This window comes from Planctomycetia bacterium (genome assembly GCA_015075745.1).
Classification (GTDB): domain Bacteria; phylum Planctomycetota; class Phycisphaerae; order UBA1845; family UTPLA1; genus UTPLA1.
The window spans coordinates 1,558,460-1,574,234 of record JABTTW010000001.1; the positions used below are offsets into that span (position 1 = coordinate 1,558,460).

Annotated in this window: 17 protein-coding genes; all 17 read right to left on the reverse strand. The window is 61.2% G+C overall.

Annotated elements, in window-relative coordinates; genetic code table 11:
• Nucleotides 1-60: 60 nt before the first annotated feature.
• The gene (locus tag HS101_06115) at nt 61-327 is read right to left on the reverse strand and encodes a hypothetical protein (GenBank protein MBE7505847.1); all 267 of its coding nucleotides are present in this window, start codon (nt 325-327) and stop codon (nt 61-63) included.
• A gap of 71 nt (nt 328-398) precedes the next feature.
• Nucleotides 399-1,295 (reverse strand): MinD/ParA family protein, encoded by an 897-nt coding sequence (locus HS101_06120; GenBank protein ID MBE7505848.1) that lies wholly within the window; start codon nt 1,293-1,295, stop codon nt 399-401.
• 1 nt (nt 1,296) lies between these two features.
• Entirely contained in the window at nt 1,297-2,625 is a 1,329-nt protein-coding gene (gene flhF, locus HS101_06125) for a flagellar biosynthesis protein FlhF (GenBank protein MBE7505849.1), read from the reverse strand.
• The gene (gene flhA, locus HS101_06130) at nt 2,618-4,783 is read right to left on the reverse strand and encodes a flagellar biosynthesis protein FlhA (GenBank protein ID MBE7505850.1); all 2,166 of its coding nucleotides are present in this window, start codon (nt 4,781-4,783) and stop codon (nt 2,618-2,620) included. The genes flhF and flhA overlap by 8 nt, the downstream gene beginning before the upstream one ends.
• Nucleotides 4,784-4,815: 32 nt before the next feature.
• The gene (gene flhB / locus HS101_06135) at nt 4,816-5,904 is read right to left on the reverse strand and encodes a flagellar biosynthesis protein FlhB (protein ID MBE7505851.1); all 1,089 of its coding nucleotides are present in this window, start codon (nt 5,902-5,904) and stop codon (nt 4,816-4,818) included.
• Nucleotides 5,894-6,688 carry a flagellar biosynthetic protein FliR gene (locus HS101_06140; GenBank protein ID MBE7505852.1) on the reverse strand — a complete coding sequence of 265 codons (795 nt, stop codon included), beginning with the start codon at nt 6,686-6,688 and terminating at the stop codon, nt 5,894-5,896. The genes flhB and HS101_06140 overlap by 11 nt, the downstream gene beginning before the upstream one ends.
• Before the next feature lie 95 nt (nt 6,689-6,783).
• Nucleotides 6,784-7,050, reverse strand: coding sequence for a flagellar biosynthesis protein FliQ (fliQ, locus tag HS101_06145; protein ID MBE7505853.1), 267 nt, complete (start codon nt 7,048-7,050; stop codon nt 6,784-6,786).
• Complete coding sequence (fliP, locus tag HS101_06150; protein MBE7505854.1) at nt 7,050-7,883, reverse strand: flagellar type III secretion system pore protein FliP; 834 nt, start codon at nt 7,881-7,883, stop codon at nt 7,050-7,052. Before fliP ends, fliQ begins: the two co-directional genes overlap by 1 nt.
• 66 nt (nt 7,884-7,949) lie before the next feature.
• On the reverse strand, nt 7,950-8,444 hold the full coding sequence (locus tag HS101_06155) for a flagellar biosynthetic protein FliO (protein ID MBE7505855.1): 495 nt from the start codon (nt 8,442-8,444) through the stop codon (nt 7,950-7,952).
• A 305-nt stretch (nt 8,445-8,749) separates the two neighbouring features.
• On the reverse strand, nt 8,750-9,337 hold the full coding sequence (gene fliN, locus HS101_06160) for a flagellar motor switch protein FliN (GenBank protein ID MBE7505856.1): 588 nt from the start codon (nt 9,335-9,337) through the stop codon (nt 8,750-8,752).
• Nucleotides 9,338-9,490: 153 nt separating this feature from the next.
• Nucleotides 9,491-10,033, reverse strand: a complete 543-nt coding sequence (locus HS101_06165; protein MBE7505857.1) for a hypothetical protein — start codon at nt 10,031-10,033, stop codon at nt 9,491-9,493.
• Between the two features lie 181 nt (nt 10,034-10,214).
• A complete protein-coding gene (locus tag HS101_06170) occupies nt 10,215-10,406 on the reverse strand; it encodes a flagellar FlbD family protein (GenBank protein ID MBE7505858.1) in 192 nt (63 codons plus the stop codon).
• A gap of 39 nt (nt 10,407-10,445) precedes the next feature.
• Nucleotides 10,446-12,125, reverse strand: a complete 1,680-nt coding sequence (locus tag HS101_06175; GenBank protein MBE7505859.1) for a flagellar hook-basal body complex protein — start codon at nt 12,123-12,125, stop codon at nt 10,446-10,448.
• A 76-nt stretch (nt 12,126-12,201) separates the two neighbouring features.
• On the reverse strand, nt 12,202-12,846 hold the full coding sequence (locus HS101_06180; GenBank protein MBE7505860.1) for a hypothetical protein: 645 nt from the start codon (nt 12,844-12,846) through the stop codon (nt 12,202-12,204).
• 61 nt (nt 12,847-12,907) lie between these two features.
• Nucleotides 12,908-14,635, reverse strand: a complete 1,728-nt coding sequence (locus tag HS101_06185) for a flagellar hook-length control protein FliK (GenBank protein ID MBE7505861.1) — start codon at nt 14,633-14,635, stop codon at nt 12,908-12,910.
• A gap of 21 nt (nt 14,636-14,656) precedes the next feature.
• Nucleotides 14,657-15,298 (reverse strand): hypothetical protein, encoded by a 642-nt coding sequence (locus HS101_06190; protein ID MBE7505862.1) that lies wholly within the window; start codon nt 15,296-15,298, stop codon nt 14,657-14,659.
• On the reverse strand, nt 15,295-15,768 hold the full coding sequence (locus HS101_06195) for a flagellar FliJ family protein (protein ID MBE7505863.1): 474 nt from the start codon (nt 15,766-15,768) through the stop codon (nt 15,295-15,297). Before HS101_06195 ends, HS101_06190 begins: the two co-directional genes overlap by 4 nt.
• Nucleotides 15,769-15,775 lie beyond the last annotated feature (7 nt).

The window sequence follows — 15,775 nt, forward strand, 5'->3', positions numbered from 1 at the left end:
TGAACCTTAAGCCTCGACCACCTGCTACCGTGGCGCGCCCTTATTCAGGGGGACGCCGGCCTATCGCACAACTTGCACATTTGAATCCGACATGCCGCGCTCCACCTTTTTGGGTGACTCGGAGCGGTCATCTGTAGACCGGTCCAGTTGATCGCGAACGACGAAGAGACCTATCCAGCCGGTGAGGCAGCCAAGTGCAAGACCCCCAAAGAGCCCGACGAGGGCCCTGAGCATGATCTTCTCCGCGGCGGCCCCCGACAGGAGCCCGCCGAAGATCGTTGCACTGAAGATCAAGAGTCCACAGCATGCGCCACACAACCGTGCCAAGCAGTTACGCCCTCCGGGATCGATTCTCGGTCGTCATTAGTAATTGGGATCGGCGGCGGAGGGCGTCGGATTCAGCAGAAAAATGCAAGAGCTCGGCGGAAGAAGCCGCTTTCATTTCTGCAGGCTGGCAGGTCGCGGCATAGCCGCTCCGCCAGTGCTGTCACGCATGTCGCGGCGAGGCAGCGCGGAAATCGCGTGACGAAAGCAGCCCTTCCGCGAACGGCCAGGCTCACGTGCTCGTCGCGCAAGATATGCCCCCGGGTTCCCAGTGGTATGCCCAGGAATCGTTCCGCAACGCCTGAAACTCGGTCGGCGACGAGCCGGGCTTCCGACTGACTTCCGGCCTGATTGACGACGAGGTTCATTGCGGGTGGCGCATCATGGCGGGCCAGGACTTTGATCAGCGCATAGGCATCGGTGATTGCGGTTGGCTCGGGTGTGGTGACGATCAAGAGCTCGTCGGCCGCATGGGCAAAGGCGACGACGTTTTCGGAGACCCCGGCCCCGCAGTCAATCACGATGAAATCCGACTGACCTTCGAGGTCGCCCAATTGATCGATCAGTCGCTTGCGATCGGACGCGGGCATGTCGGCGAAGGCAGGAAGGCCGGATACGCCGCGAATGAGTCGAAGGCCGTCCGCCAGGTGCGCGGCGACCTCGTCAACCGTCCTTCGGCTTTGAATCAGATCGGTGAGGTCATATTGCGTCTGCACGTTCAGGACGACATCTACATTGGCCGTCCCGAGATCGGCGTCAAGCAGGACGACGCGACGGCCGAGTCGCGAGAGCACGATGGAAAGGTTGACGGCCAGATTGGTCTTGCCGACGCCGCCCTTACCGCTGGCGATCGCGATGATCCGGCACAGCTGCGGCCGCGCGGGAGAGGGCGTGCTCGCCGGCTTGGCAGCGGCGCGCGTCTCCATCAGAAGTCGAAGTTCGGCGGCCTGGTCCAGCGGCGCGACGCTCATCTCACGAACCCTCCGTGGTCTGGGCCATCGCGCCCTCGGAGGCGGGCGGCGATCCACTTAGACGGCCGGACCGGTCGACTCCGAGAATCAACTCCGCGACTCGCCGGGCGCTGCCGATCTCGATGTCGTCGGGGACCGACTGTCCCGTGGTGAGATACGACAGCCGAACGCCTGCGGTTTTGAGTACATTCAGAATGACGCCGAATCCGACGGCTTCGTCGAGCTTGGTGAAGATGATCTGCTTGGCCCCGAGCACTGAGAACTTTTCGATCGCCTGGCGAATCGTCGATTCACCGCTGGTTGATGAGAGCACCAGATGCACCTGATCCGGATAGGCGGCCGCGAGAAACGTCCGCAGTTCCGCGATACGCAGGTCGTCCTTCTGACTCCGCCCGGCCGTGTCGATCAGAATCAAATCGACCGACGCCATCTCGCGGATGGCAGCCTGCATCTCCTCCGGTGTGGCGACGGGGACGATGGGAATCTGCATAATTTGCGCGTAGGTTTTGAGCTGCTCGACGGCGGCAATTCGATAGCTGTCTATGGTGATGAGTCCTACGCTGCGACCCTCGCGCAGCTTCATATGGGCGGCAAGCTTGGCGAGGGTGGTTGTCTTGCCGACACCGGTGGGCCCTACCAGGGCGATGATGGTCGGACGATTCTCCGTTACCAGTGCTAATGGGGCGGCCGGCGGCAGCATCTGATCGACATAATTGACCAGTTCTTCCCGAATGCGCTCCGCGCCCACGACCTGGCCCGCGACCGGTTTCCCTGAGGCATCCCAGTGAGGCGGGTTGCTCCCCAGCCGGGGTCGCAGTCGATCGATCATTTCCATGACGATTGAGTTCGATACTTCGTGGCTGATGAATCGCGTGTAATGGTCGATCAACTCGGCCGGTACATCCGGCGGAGTCGACGGATCTGACTTCTGGAGCAAGTCGCGGACCATCGAACGGATGGCAACCACTTCCTCGCGGATTGCCGACGCGGAACCGTCTCCATCCGTCGCCGTCTCCGCGGAGGGCTCCGACTTCGACTCCCAGGGTGCAACAGGGCTTACGCTGATCTTCGGCGGAGTCGGTGCAGTGGCGCGATAGGCGACCTGGGCTGAGACGGCCTCGACGGAAGCGGAAGGCTCGGGAGCGGCGGCTTCCTCCTTGTTTCCCGCGGAGGCCCGGGCGGCGATGACGCGAGGGTCCACGGTTGCCGTGATCTCAACATAGTTACGGGCACCGATGCCGAGAATGCCTCCGCGCTTGATGGTGCGCGTGTGGAGGATCATGGCGTCCTTGCCGAGTGCGCCCTTCACCTTGGCCAAGGCATCAGACATTGACCGGGCTTGAAACGTTTTCAGATCCATCTGTCATACCCTTGCCCTGACCATCCACCGGGAGATCAAGGGCCACCATTCCGTGGGTTCTAATGTTCACGCCCCGAACCACCTCACCATAACCCAGGACGGCCACGGTGGGGAGTGCCGATTCGACGAGTCGGCGGACCCATTGGCGAACCTGCGGCGAGGTGAAGACGACGGGGGGCTTGCCCGATGCACGCGCGGCGGCGGCGTCCACCTCATTGCGGACTGCGGCAACGATTCGGTTGGCCAGGGCGGGCGGGACGGTGAGATAAGAGCCGCGGTCTGTCCGCTCAACGTGACCGGCGATTAACTCTTCGAGTGAGGGGTCCAGGGTGACTCCGTGGATGGTGTTGTCCGAGTCGCGGTATTGTTCGCAGAGCGTCCGCGCGAGGGCATTGCGAACGTATTCGGTGAGAATCTCAGCATCCTTTGTCCGCCCGGCCCAGTCGCCAAGCGTTTCCAGGATGGTTTCGAGATCGCGGATCGGGACGCGCTCCCGAAGGAGATTCTGGAGGACGGACTGAATCTCCCCAATCTTGAGCTGGTCGGGAACGATCTCCTCCACCAGCTTCGGACTCTTCTCTTTCAAATGATCGAGCAGCCGTGTGACATCCTGCCGCGTCAGAAGCTCCGCGGCGTGCTTGCGGATGATCTCCGTCAGGTGGGTGGCCAAGACGCTGCTCGGCTCGACCACCGTGTAATTGCGATGCTCGGCGGTCGAGCGGTCGTCCTCGGCAATCCATAGGGCAGGCAGGCCGAAGGCCGGCTCGTTGGTCTCGATGCCGTGAACCATTTCCGAGACCGCCCCGGAGTCGATGGCCAGCAGTCGGCCGGGTATCAAATCGCCGCGGGCGATTGAAGCGCCACGCAACTTGACGCTGTACTGGTTCGGCTCGAGTTGTACGTTGTCGCGAATGCGTATCGGTGGAACGATCAGGCCCATGTCGCTAGCGATCTGCCGGCGGATATTGGTGACGCGATCGAGAAGGTCGCCTCCCTGTTTCTTGTCCACGAGGCGGATGAGGCCGTAGCCGACTTCCAATTCCAGCGCATCAACGGTGAGACAGGTTTCAATCTTCTCAGGCTCTTTCGGCTTGGCAGCCTTGGCATGTACCGCCTCGGTCTCCTTGCGCTTCGTCTGCCCGAGGAGGAGGTAGCCGAGGCCGCCGACCCCGCCGGCCATGAGCATGAGCGGGGTCGTGGGAAGCGGCGTGAACATGAGAACCAGGAGGAAGCCGCCCGACAGCATCATCGCCACCGGACGCGATGTCACCTGGCTGATCAGCTCCTCGCCCATGTTCGTGCGAGCGGTCGAGCGCGTCACGATCATGCCGGCCGCGATCGAAACCAGGAACGCCGGAATCTGCGCGGAGAGCCCGTCGCCGATGGTCAGCTTGGTGAATACCTCGAGGCATTGAGTGATCGGCAAGTCCTTCTCCACGATGCCGACGTACAGGCCTCCGAGAATGTTGATGAGCGTGATGATGATGCCGGCGATGGTGTCGCCGCGCACGAACTTGCTGGCACCGTCCATGGCTCCGTAAAAGTCCGCCTCGCGGGTGATGTTCTCGCGACGACGGCGGGCCTCGTCCTCGTTGATCAAGCCCGCGGAGAGGTCGGCGTCGATGGCCATTTGCTTGCCGGGCATTGCGTCGAGGGTGAACCGAGCGGCAACTTCGGCGATGCGCGTCGCACCCTTAGTGATGACAACGAATTGAATGATCGTGATGATGAGGAAGATGATGACGCCGACGGCGAGCGAGCCGGCGGCGACGAATCCCGCGAATTCCTCGATGACCTTTCCCGCCGCGCCTGTGGTTCCATCGGCGTTGGTCAGAATCAGTCGCGTCGTGGCCGTATTCAGAACGAGTCGTAGAAGCGTGAGCGAGAGCAACAGCGAGGGAAAGGAGGAGAATTCGAGCGGACCATTGATGTACATCACGGTCAACAGGACGACGGCGCTGAAGGCGATATTGGCGATCAGGAGCAAGTCGAGGATCGGGGTGGGGAGCGGGACCAGAATCACGAGGATGAGCGACATCGCCAGGACGGGGTAGACCAGCCCGCGCTGTTCGTGCAGGAGGTTCAGCGCTTTAATGAGCGGAGTTGGTCTGGCGGCGGCTGTCGGCATGATGTCCGTGACGATCCTCTCGTATTACGCGATCACGCGGCCGGGGCGCGGCGCATATTCCGTGCCTTGCCGTTCAATTCATAGACGTAGGCCAGTATCTCGGCGATGGCCTTGTAGAACTGCTCGGGAACTTCCTGCCCGACTTCGACGGTCTTGAACAGGGCTTGTGCCAGCGGCTTGCGCTCCACGATCGGAATGCCGTGCTGAACGGCGATCTGACGGATCTTCGCGGCCAGGTAGTCCCGTCCCTTGGCAATCACGCGCGGGGCGACCATTGCGTCCGAATCGTATTTGATGGCGATCGCAAGCTCGGTCGGATTGGTGACGATCACATCCGCCTTGGGGACATTCTTACGAATGTGCATCAACGCCGCGGCTAATTGCATCTTACGGCGGCGCTGCTTGACGACCGGATCGCCCTCCATGCGGCGAAGCTCCTCCTTCACTTCCTCCTTGGTCATCTTGATGTCCTGCTCGTGCCGCCAGCGTTGCCAGACGTAATCCATCAGTGCCAGCACGAACAGAACGACCGCGAGAATGAGGCCGATCTCATAGAGAATCTGGGCCATCAGCGCCAACTGGGCCCAGCCGCCGACCTCCATCGCCAGAAAGACCTTGCCAATGCGCTCGGCGATAATCACATAACCGACCAATCCGACAAACGTCAGCTTCAGCATGTTCATTGCCAGCTGGACGATCGTTCTCATGCTCAGAAGCCGCTGGAAGCCGTTCACCGGGTTGAGCTTGTTCAGATTCGGCGTGAGCGGTTCGGTCGTCATAACGAAGCCTACCTGCACCAGATGCGAGGCGACGGAGAGGAGCAGCAGGCCGACCATGATCGGCCCCGCGGCGCCGATGACTCCCGCTGCCAGCGAAAGGGTCATGGGAACCACATCAATGTGCATCGCCTCGCGTGCATCGCTCATTTCCATGTAATGGCGCAGCGATCCAGTCAGAGACTCGATCAGGCGAGGACCAAACCAGCGCAGGCAGACCATCCCGCCAAGAAGCAGGATTGACGAGGACAGATCCTGGCTGCGGGCAATCTGCCCCTTCTTGCGGGCCTCTTCTCGCCGCCGCGGTGTCGGAGCCTCCGTTTTGTCTCCCGCGTCACCCGGCATGGATCACCCTTTCCGACATGGTCTGCATCAACTCGCCGAGGTCGTCGAGGCTGTCTTCAACTCCGGAGGCGATGAGTCCGCCGCTGTGGGAGATTGAGACTGCCACGACCAGGAACGCGACGACGATCTTCAGACTGAAGCCGACGGAGAAGATATTGAGTTGCGGCATCGTCTTGGTCAGAAAACCCATGATGAGAGATGTCAGCATGAGCGCTAGGACCGCAGGCCCGGCAAGCCGCAGGGCCAATTGAAAAGTCGTCGAGCAAACCGACATGGCGAACTCGCCGAGGGCGCCGTCTGCCTGAAGCATGAGTGGAGGCACCTGTCGAAAGCTGTCGAGCAGGGCCTGAATGACCGCCAGGTGACCCCGCAACATGAAGAACAGAATCATCGTCGCGAAGAACCAGAGCTGGTCGATGACCGTGCTCTGCTCTTCGAACAGCGGATTGAACACCTGGCCGAGCGAAAGCCCGGATTGATGGCTGACGAGCTGGCCGGCAATCTGCGCGGCGAAGAACACGGTGCCCGCCGCGAGTCCGAGGATCTCCCCGATGATGAACTCGGTGGCCATGCCGGCCACGGCTTGTCCGGTAGTCAGGGACTGGGGCAACACGGGAGCGACCGCCGGGAACACCATGAGCGACATGATGACAACCAGGCCGGCCATGAGGGTGCGCGGAATCTGGGCGCTGGACAGCATCGGTACGGCGAGCACAAGCCCGGCGACGCGCGCCAGGACCAGCGCAAAACTCGGCAGCAGCAATTCAAACCGAAGCAGTTCCACGACGAATCATCATCTCCCGCTCACAGCGCCGGCATTCCCAGTAACTGGCCGCCGGCAAAAGCACGAGGCTCAATCGCGATTTGACGCCATGCAACCTAGGGCGACCACATCCCCTCGCCCCAGAGCCGCTGGGTATATTCCACCATGCGTGTGGTGAGCCAGGGAATGAAGAACGCTGCGGCAAGACCCATGGCCACGATCTTGGGAACGAAGCTCAGTGTCTGCTCCTGCAACTGGGTCACCGCCTGGAAAATGCTGATTCCCAAGCCGACGACCATGCCGATCGCCATGATGGGCCCGGCGAGAAACAGTGCCAGGACGAGGGCATCGTAACTCAGGTCAATAGCAGTATTCGTGGACATTACGACCCTCCGAAGCTGGCAAGAAGCGAGCCGACGACCAGACCCCAACCGTCGGCCAGCACGAACAGCATAAGTTTGAACGGGAGCGAGATCAGCACGGGCGGGAGCATCATCATGCCCATGCTGATCAGGATGGAAGCGATGACCATGTCGATCACCAGGAACGGCAGATAAATGCGAAAGCCCATGACGAACGATGTCTTCAGCTCGCTGAGCACAAATGCGGGCACGAGCGTCGTTAGACCGACCGAGCTCTTCTTCAACTCGACACCGGGGGCCACGGGACCCTCGACGTATTCGTGAAATGTGTAAACGTTCTCCTCGTTGCCGGCCGCCTCGATTTGTCGAAACATGAACTCGCGCAGCGGCTTGGCGCCGAGCTCAAAGGCCGACGCCTGACTCAGATCTCCGTTGAGATAGGGATCGACCGCGGTCGTTTTCATACGCTGCCACGTCGGCGCCATGATGAGCATGGTCATGATCATGGCCAGCCCCACCAGGACCTGTCCCGGCGGAAGCTGCTGCGTGCCGATCGCCTGTCGAAGCAGCGCGAGGACGACCACGATGCGCGTGAAGCTGGTCATCATGATCAGGATGGACGGCGCGACCGTGAGAATTGTCAGCAGGACCAGGATGCGGAGTGATGCGGTCACGCCCTTGGCGTCCGTGGCGATCGGCGCCACCTGGCTGACGTCGGGGATGCCGAGAGGATTATCGAGGGATGCAGGAGAATTCGTCAGCGCTTGCGCCGATGCCGGCGCGGCTGTCGTCAGCGCGAGAAGAGTCGCAGCGACGAAGCCGACGAAAAGTGACTTCCTGAATCCGAACAACAACGCGCAACTCCTTTGCGCTGAGCCGCCCGCGCCGGCCGCGAAGGGCCGCCGGCGTTTGCCGCGTGCTTAAACCGGCTCCGCCGGTATTCCGCGTTTCGAAAGGGCGCGGACTCGTCCGAGGACATCACGTACGTTTGATCGCGTTTCGAAGAGCTTTCCCGGAAGAATGAGGTCAGCCGACTCGGCGGCATTGCCTCCGCCATCGGCATCAACTCCCGTGCGACGACCCGCAAATGCTGCCAGCGCGGCTGAAAAGGTACCTCCTCCGGCTCGACTCACATCGCCCATGATGCCCGCGACTTCTTCGGGGTCGTCAATTTGAGCGACGGCGCTGATTCGATCCGGCGTGACACCCAAAAGCACGAGTCGCCCGCCGAGGCGAACGAGGCAGAGACACTGTTTGCTGGACAGATACTGTCGGGAGAGGACTTTAATCGCGTTGTCGGCGCCGGGCTTGTGTCCGGGATTGACCAGTCTGCGAAAGAAATATGCCGAACCGCAGATGGTCCCCACGACGATCATCATCGGGAGGATGACGGAGCCGCCCAGCGAGCTGAACATGCTGTCGGCGCGGCGGGCTGTCGAAGCGGGCTTCGATCGTGACGGACGTCGGATCAATTCATCCGCATCGTCGGAAGCTACAGCATTAATGGGTGCGGCATCGACCGGGCGACCGAGAGTTTCTGGAGCTATCTCGGCAGTGGGCGGTAGTTTCGTGGTCTCGGCCATCGGCCGGGGCACTGTGCGCGTTTCGGCAACCCCGGTTTCGGCACCTTCCATCGGATCGCCTTGCGCGACTGATGTCGCGGCAATGACCAGCATAGCAGATGCAAGGATGCGCCTGCGCGCACCGCGGCCATCGACCCTCACGCCGTCACCTCTTCCTCATTCGAGACAATCTCGCTGACGCGCACGCAGAAGTTATCGTTGAGCACGAGCACCTCGCCTCGGGCGATGAGTCGCTCGTTCACAAAGACGTCGACCGGGTCTCCGGCGAGCTTGTCAAGTTCGACGATGGACCCCTCGCCCAGCTTGAGCACGTCCTCGATGCACATGGATGAGCGGCCGAGCTCGATCTTGAGATTCAGGGCAACATCATTGAGCAGATCGAGGCCCTTTTCGTCGGCGACGGCGCCGCCGCGGCCGAAGTCGGGCAGCTCCAGCGGAACACTGTTGGCGGGAGGAGGCGGCAATGGAGCGGACCGCGCAGCCGCGGCAGCACCCGCAGCCACATCGTCAATTGGACGACCCGAGGCATCGAGTTTCAACGGCTCGGCGGTCGGCGTCTCAGCAGCGGTCGCTACGTCGACAGTCGTGTCGTCCGCCGCGATCACTTCAGGCTGCGACGAGTCATCCGGCTGCCTGGGCGATGCTGCGGCATCGGCCGCCGGCGTTGACGCTGCGTCACTCTTGGGCGCACCGGCCGTCGATGCATCGCTCGCGGCCTGATTCATCGCCGCGTCGATTTCGGCTTGCGAGAGGTCTTTGGGTTGGTCGGGCGCTTCGCCGGACATACATTCCTACCTTCCGTGGCAGCACGCGGCATCCATGCCTTGCAGCGATTGACCCGATTGCGCGATTGCCCGCCCACCAGCGGCGGACTCGGCCTAGAAGCCGGTCGGCATCGGCATGCAGTCAGGTATCAAAACCTGTTCGATCAGCGAGTCGTCACCCAGTAGCTTGCCCAGTTCATGACGAACCTGGCGCTTCAGCGTCTCCAGACCGGGCTCACCGAGGTGGCGCTCGTCGGCGCTGCGGATGACCCGACCAATGGTGTCTTCAACGGTGCCGGCGCGGCCTTTGATGAATTCGTCCACGCGTGCGACGTTCTCGTTGTGCACGCGGACGACGACGCGCACGTTGTAGAGCATCGCTCGCGAGCCGCTGCTGTTGAGCACGCGGACCTTCGCCACCGGGATTTCCTGGCTCTCGGCCCACGGCTTGGTCGTCGGGACGAGGGCCTGTTCCATGCCGACGGTCGGATCGGGATCGCTGCCCACCATCTTCATCACGATGAAGATTCCGGCGCCCTCGACAATCATCAGTCCGCCGACCAGACCGATGAGGCCGAACTTGCCTTTTTTCTTCGGTGCGATCGGTGCTTCCTGGGATTCGGGGGCTTCCGCAGGTTTTGCTTCTTCTTTGGCCATGCCTTCACTCGCCTCGCGCGATGGCGCGCGAGGATTTCGGGACAAGAGTCTATTGTCTTATCGGTCGAATTCTGCGCCGGCTCCAGCCTCATGGCGGTGTCAGAGAGTGCGATCTCGAACAATTCCGCTGACCCATGCGCAATTGCTGCCGACTGTCCGCGCCCGATAGAAATCGGACGGCCTAATGCGAGAACGCGCGAATACTGCGCCCGTAGGCCACGGCGCGCAACACCACCTCTTCGACGGACTCCCGGACGATCAAGTGCTCGCCGTTGACCAAGGTGATCATGGTGTCCGGTGTCGACTCGATGAATTTGATCATCTCGGCGTTTACCACCATGTGGTCGCCTCTGAGTTTCGTCACGACAATCATGCGATCACTTCCCGCCGACCATGGACTGGTTACCCAGGATTACCGTCGAGCCAGAAGCAACAGCTCCTGAAGCAGCGTGTCGGAAGTTGAGATGACCCGGCTCGCCGCGGAAAACGCCGTGGAGGACGTAATCAGATTCACGAATTCGCGGGACAGATCTACGTTTGACAGTTCCAGCGCGCCGGCCGAAATCTTTCCCGCGCCCAGAACCAGCGGAGGCGTGATCCGGGCCTCGCCGCTGTTGGGCCCCACGAAGTACACGTTGTTGGATCGTGAGAGCAGGCCCGCCGGATTGGAGAAGGTCGCCAGGGCGATCTGGCCAATGGTCTGATTCAGACCGTTTGTAAACGTTCCGGTCACGACGCCGTCCTGGCCAATGCTGTAGTCAATCAGGGTGCCGGTGGCAAAGCCCGTCTGGAAGCTCATCACCAGCTCGGAGTCGCGGGCATTGAGCCCGCTGAGCCGGGCGAAGTCGAGGGCGATCGTCAGCGGATCCGTCGCACCGCTACCGACGCGGTCAATTACGATTCCGTTCTGCGGCGCATCGACGAACTGCCCGTTCTCGTCGAAGTTGAGAACCCCCGTGCCGATGTCAAAGGTCACGTCGGTATCGTCCGCGGCCGTTGCGTAGAACCGCCATGAGCTACTGGCCGTTGTTCGGGTCTCGAGCACCATGGTCAGGTTTACCGAGATCGGCGAACCCAGTGAGTCGTACACGATGAATGTGGTCGTCGCGCTTTCGCCGTTTGCCGCCTGGGTCTCGTTGAACGTGAACGGCACACCGGTCCCGCCGTTGCTCAGGAGTGTGCCCGACTGAATGGACAGCGCGTTTTCCGTTCCTGCGTTTCCGCGGATCTCCAATCGGCCGTCCGCCGTCACGCCGACGCCAGGCGTTCCCGAGACGCCCACGGTGGTATCAATTCCGCTGGCCGCATCTAGCCAGTTGAGGAAATCCGTCACCGTCGTGCCGGTCGTGCCGACAACGAACTGCTCGGCTGGAATATCGCGTCCGCCGCGCTTGATCCCGTTGATCGAGACCACGTTGCCATTTACGAAGAACGCGGCGCCGCCGGGGTTCTTCACTTCGGTCAGCAACGTCGCCCCGGTGATGGGGTTGTTCGCGGCGTCGTGAAGCACCTGAGACTGGAGGATCGTTCCCTGGGTCGCGACATCGCCCGTGGAATCGAGCGTTCCGTCGAGCTGGGCGGCGTCGGTCGCCTTCGCGGTTGTGAGTGAACCGATGGGGATCTTCACGTCAGTGACCGCGCCGGGGATCAACTCAAATCGATCGTTGACGCCAAATCCCTGAATGAAAAACCCATCGGTCGAGATCAGGCGATTATCCGCGCTCAGCGAGAATGTGCCGTCGCGGGTAAAGACGCTTTCGTTCTCCGGCGTCCGCAGCACGAAGAATCCGTTGCCTTCGATCGCCAAGTCGCTGGCAATCCCGGTCGTCTCAATGGAACCGGCCGTGAACGATCGCTGAATCGCGCCGACCGTGGAGCCGAGTCCCACCTGTGAGGGATTCGTGCCGCCTTGAGTGCCGTTCGGCTTGGTGCCGGCCGACAGGGTTCGGGCAAACTGTGTCTGGAACAGCGTGCGCGATCCTTTGAAGCCCGTTGTGTTGATGTTGGCGATGTTGTCGCCGATCACATCAAGCTGAAACTGGCTGCTGTTGAGTCCCGAGAGACCGGTGAAGAGTGCTGATGTAAGCCCCATATCGATTTATCTCCATCTCTGTGGCGAGAGATTCAAAACTCTATCGATCCGTCCGACTAGCTACCGACTCTATTGATCAGACCCCGACGCTGACGCCTGGCGCAAAGAGCGCGTTTAGGACGCCCGCGGCATGATCCAGCGTGTCTGCGACGCCGCCGGACCAATCCTCAGTAGATTTTGATTCGCTCGTAGCCGGCGTCGTCCCGGCAGCCGACTGAGATGGACTGTTTGTCTTGCCTGGAGTCTGCCCTTTCTGAAGGCCAAGACGATCGAGTACGTCGTCCGGCAGGTTTTCGAGGAGGGTGACAAGCTCGACCTTTCCAGCCGGCAGAAGTTTGCCGTTGTGCAGCTCCAGAATTGCGTTGCCCGATTTGTCAAACTTAACGCCGGTCACGATTCCGTCGATATCAACGGGATTACCCCCGCTGTCCGTTGCCGTTCCAAAGACGTAATGACCAATCAGTCCGGCTGTCGCGCCGAAGCGCTGCTCGCTTGCGAGGGCGGTGAGCGTTTTGTTGAGGTTGGATGATTGCTCCATTTCGCGGATCGTCGCCATCTGATTCAGCAACTGCTGATTATCTGTCGGCTTGAGCGGATCCTGTGATTGAAGCTCGGCGATCATCAGGGCGAAGAAGTCCGCGCTGTTAAGATCCTGAAAGCCCCGGGTCGTCTGTTCCTGGGCCGAGACTCTCGAACTCGGTTGTATTGCCTGCGTTTGCATGATTGACTCTCCTAATGTTCCTCGCGTGGGAGCGCGCCGATGAGCGTCCTAATGTTCGTCCTCAGGCGACCAGATCAAGCCAGTATTCCGCGATCAACGTCGACTCATTCCCATCGATCCGCGACGCACTGACCACATTTGCGTCGGTTTCATCCGAGCCCGCTGAATGGGAACGCTCTTCGCGACCCGACGAGCCGTCATGTCCCGGGGCGCCGAAGCGATGGCCCTCCGCCCACGACGAGCGGGATTCGTTGAACTGGCCGTGACCCGGCTGTTGATTCGACGATGACGATTGCTGGTCGCTCTGTGATTGCGACTGATTATCAAATGAGGCAGATCGGGCAACGATCACTTCAGATCGCTCGACGCGAATGCCGTGCGACGCCAGGGCGTCACGCAGCTCCGGAAGTCGAGACTCAATCAACTTTGCCACTACCTGCGAATTCGCATCGACGCGGAGTGTCATCGCGTCGTGGTGCATCCGAATCTGAAGCCTCAACTGGCCCAACTCGGGTGGATCAAGCTGAAGGGTGACCTGTTGTCGCCCGCCGTTGTTCGATGCGCTGAAAACTTTGGCGGCCGCATCCAGCGCATCCGCCGCTGATACCGGCGGCGAGAGAATCTCCGTCAGCGCTCGGGGAGCCGCATCGCGGACTAATGCAAATGAATGAGCAGTTCCGCCTTGAAGGCCTGCTGGACTGCTCGTTGGAGTCGAGCTGTTGCCGGGTGAGACATTCGCGGTCGAAACGGATCCCTCTTTCGCTGCGGAGATCAAAAATCTCCCCAGAGATGAGGCACCCGAATCTCCCCTGCCGCTTCGGATGTCGATTTTCTTGATCGCCTGAGAGTGGTCAACATCGTCCGGCTTGACTCTGCCCGGCGTGGGGCGATCCTTTTGCGCGCCATGATCGTCGCCCGCCTCCAGTAGACGATTGTCGAACCTCGGCTTGAGATCCTTGGTTTCAACTGTCTTCGCATCGTCCTTCGCCCGTGCTGACAGCAGGGATCGCTGGTCTGTCGCATCGCCCTCATCGCCGGTCGCGCCGCCTTCGGCACGCACATCCACGGGCACGATCTCAGGCTTCGACGAAGCCGATTCACGCGACTCGACTGGCTGCGTCGCGCTGGATCGGGAACCCGACTGCTCGGTTGCACGGAGCTCCGCACCGGTCGATCGATCGACTGGCGCGGCAGTCAAATCATCGTGTGAAGCGGCGCTCGTCGTGCGGGTCGGTGTCAGAAACTCTGATCGGGCCTTGGTTTCACTCTCTGACGCAACTGAGACTGCGCTGGAAGCGACCTCGCCGTCGACGACAGGCGGTGTATTCGTTACCGGTACGGGCTGCGATTTCGCCCCGCCGGGTTGATGAATCGGTTTGTCCAGCCGGTTGCCGACATTGGTCGTCTCCGCTGGGCCCCTCGCTCGGCGAATCTGATCATCGACGCGCGTTGGGTTCTTGGTCTCGAATTGGGCCGGCGCAACATCATCTCCCGAGGGGAGAATCACGAGGTTCTGTGTTACCGGCTGGGCGACTGCTACGACAACCTGTTCCGCATCAGCCTCCGCCGACTCATCCGCCTCCGGCTTTTCGTCGACAGGTTCCTTCGGCTTGATGTCATCCGACGGCCCCGGTTTGTCGGTCGGCCGCCGGCGCTCCGCGCCTGCAGCGAAGCGTGCGCCGTCGAAATGCTCTTTGAAGTCGGATTGCGGTGTTTCCCGCTTCGGAGCCGGAGGTCGCTCCGCCTTTAGCGGCAGTATCTTTGCCGCTGCCTGAAATTGTACTGCCATCGGGATGGTCCTTTGCCTCGGCTATTTGCCTGCGGCCAGGACCTCCGCCTGTGCTGCATCGCGCTCATGTAGTTTTTCCAGAATGCGCCCGATCCACAGGCGCTCCTCGTTCTTCTTGCACTCGCCGACGATCTTCCGGGCCTTTCGCGGCTCCATCTGCAGCATGATGCGAACGACGTCCGCGTCCGCCTTCAGCTTGAGCAACTCCTTGGCGTCCTTCGCCTTGAGGCCGGAGAGGATGTCCAACTCCTTCTTCAGCCCTTCGTCACCCGCCTCCTCAGCTCGGCGTTGCTGTTCCTCTCGTTGACGCTTCTTTGTCTCCTCAAAGGACTCCTGCGACTTGAGCAGCGCCAGTTGTTGCCGCTCCAGAAGGTCCCAGCCGTTTTGAATTTCGCGTTTGCGTCGCTCCAGCTCCGTTCGCGCGATCTCGTCGGCGTCCTTGTTCCGCTTGATCCTTTCGCTCGACGTGATGACCCGCTGTGATTCATCGCCCGCGGGCCTCGTCGTCGTCTCGTCATCCGATTCACCGGTCAGCACCGCGTAAGCATTGCGAAGGCGATCCTTCTTAAGATAGTCCTTGCTCCACGCGAATCCTGCCACGACGGCCAACGCCGTCATGTTGATCATCGACAGAAGCGCGAGCGCTGTTAAAAATCGTTTCACGGATTCTCGCTCTCATTTGTCATGGCCGCGTGCGCAAATCGGGTCACGTTTAGCTCGTCAAGTTCCAATTGCTCGCGCCGCTGAACTTGCGCAACGAACGTCGAATACTGCCGCTCCCTGAGTGTTTCGAGCACCTTCGTGTCTTTTCTCGCCACCGCGAGCGCAGCGCGCTCCTGCGCGAGTACTGCATGTTGACCGGCAACTTCCGCATCGGCCTCGAAAAGACGCTGGCGAAGCTTCAAAAGCCAGTGGCGAGACAGGCGTACTTCGTCGACATCGAGCATGTCCGATTTCAGCGATCGGCGAAATGCTCCTGACTGCCGAGCAATTTGATCCTCGATCTCCGCACGACGCGACTGGGTCGCCATGATCTGACTGAGCCTCGTCGCGACGACGCGCCGGCACTGCTCCTCCCGCTGCTTTCGCAGCTTGAGCAGTGTCTCGAATCGAAAGCTGAATCGCGACGCCATCCGTCAA

Bases quoted from the DNA above. Each gene is read 5' to 3' on its own strand.
- HS101_06170 (MBE7505858.1), bottom strand. From the start codon at position 10,406: ATGATTGTCGTGACGAAACTCAGAGGCGACCACATGGTGGTAAACGCC.
- flhB (MBE7505851.1), bottom strand. From the start codon at position 5,904: ATGCCGGGTGACGCGGGAGACAAAACGGAGGCTCCGACACCGCGGCGG.
- HS101_06185 (MBE7505861.1), bottom strand. From the start codon at position 14,635: ATGGCAGTACAATTTCAGGCAGCGGCAAAGATACTGCCGCTAAAGGCG.
- HS101_06120 (MBE7505848.1), bottom strand. From the start codon at position 1,295: ATGAGCGTCGCGCCGCTGGACCAGGCCGCCGAACTTCGACTTCTGATG.
- fliQ (MBE7505853.1), bottom strand. From the start codon at position 7,050: ATGTCCACGAATACTGCTATTGACCTGAGTTACGATGCCCTCGTCCTG.
- flhA (MBE7505850.1), bottom strand. From the start codon at position 4,783: ATGCCGACAGCCGCCGCCAGACCAACTCCGCTCATTAAAGCGCTGAAC.
- flhF (MBE7505849.1), bottom strand. From the start codon at position 2,625: ATGTCTGATGCCTTGGCCAAGGTGAAGGGCGCACTCGGCAAGGACGCC.
- HS101_06180 (MBE7505860.1), bottom strand. From the start codon at position 12,846: ATGCAAACGCAGGCAATACAACCGAGTTCGAGAGTCTCGGCCCAGGAA.
- fliN (MBE7505856.1), bottom strand. From the start codon at position 9,337: ATGAATCAGGCCGCGAGCGATGCATCGACGGCCGGTGCGCCCAAGAGT.
- HS101_06155 (MBE7505855.1), bottom strand. From the start codon at position 8,444: ATGTTCAGCTCGCTGGGCGGCTCCGTCATCCTCCCGATGATGATCGTC.
- HS101_06165 (MBE7505857.1), bottom strand. From the start codon at position 10,033: ATGGCCAAAGAAGAAGCAAAACCTGCGGAAGCCCCCGAATCCCAGGAA.
- HS101_06195 (MBE7505863.1), bottom strand. From the start codon at position 15,768: ATGGCGTCGCGATTCAGCTTTCGATTCGAGACACTGCTCAAGCTGCGA.
- HS101_06175 (MBE7505859.1), bottom strand. From the start codon at position 12,125: ATGGGGCTTACATCAGCACTCTTCACCGGTCTCTCGGGACTCAACAGC.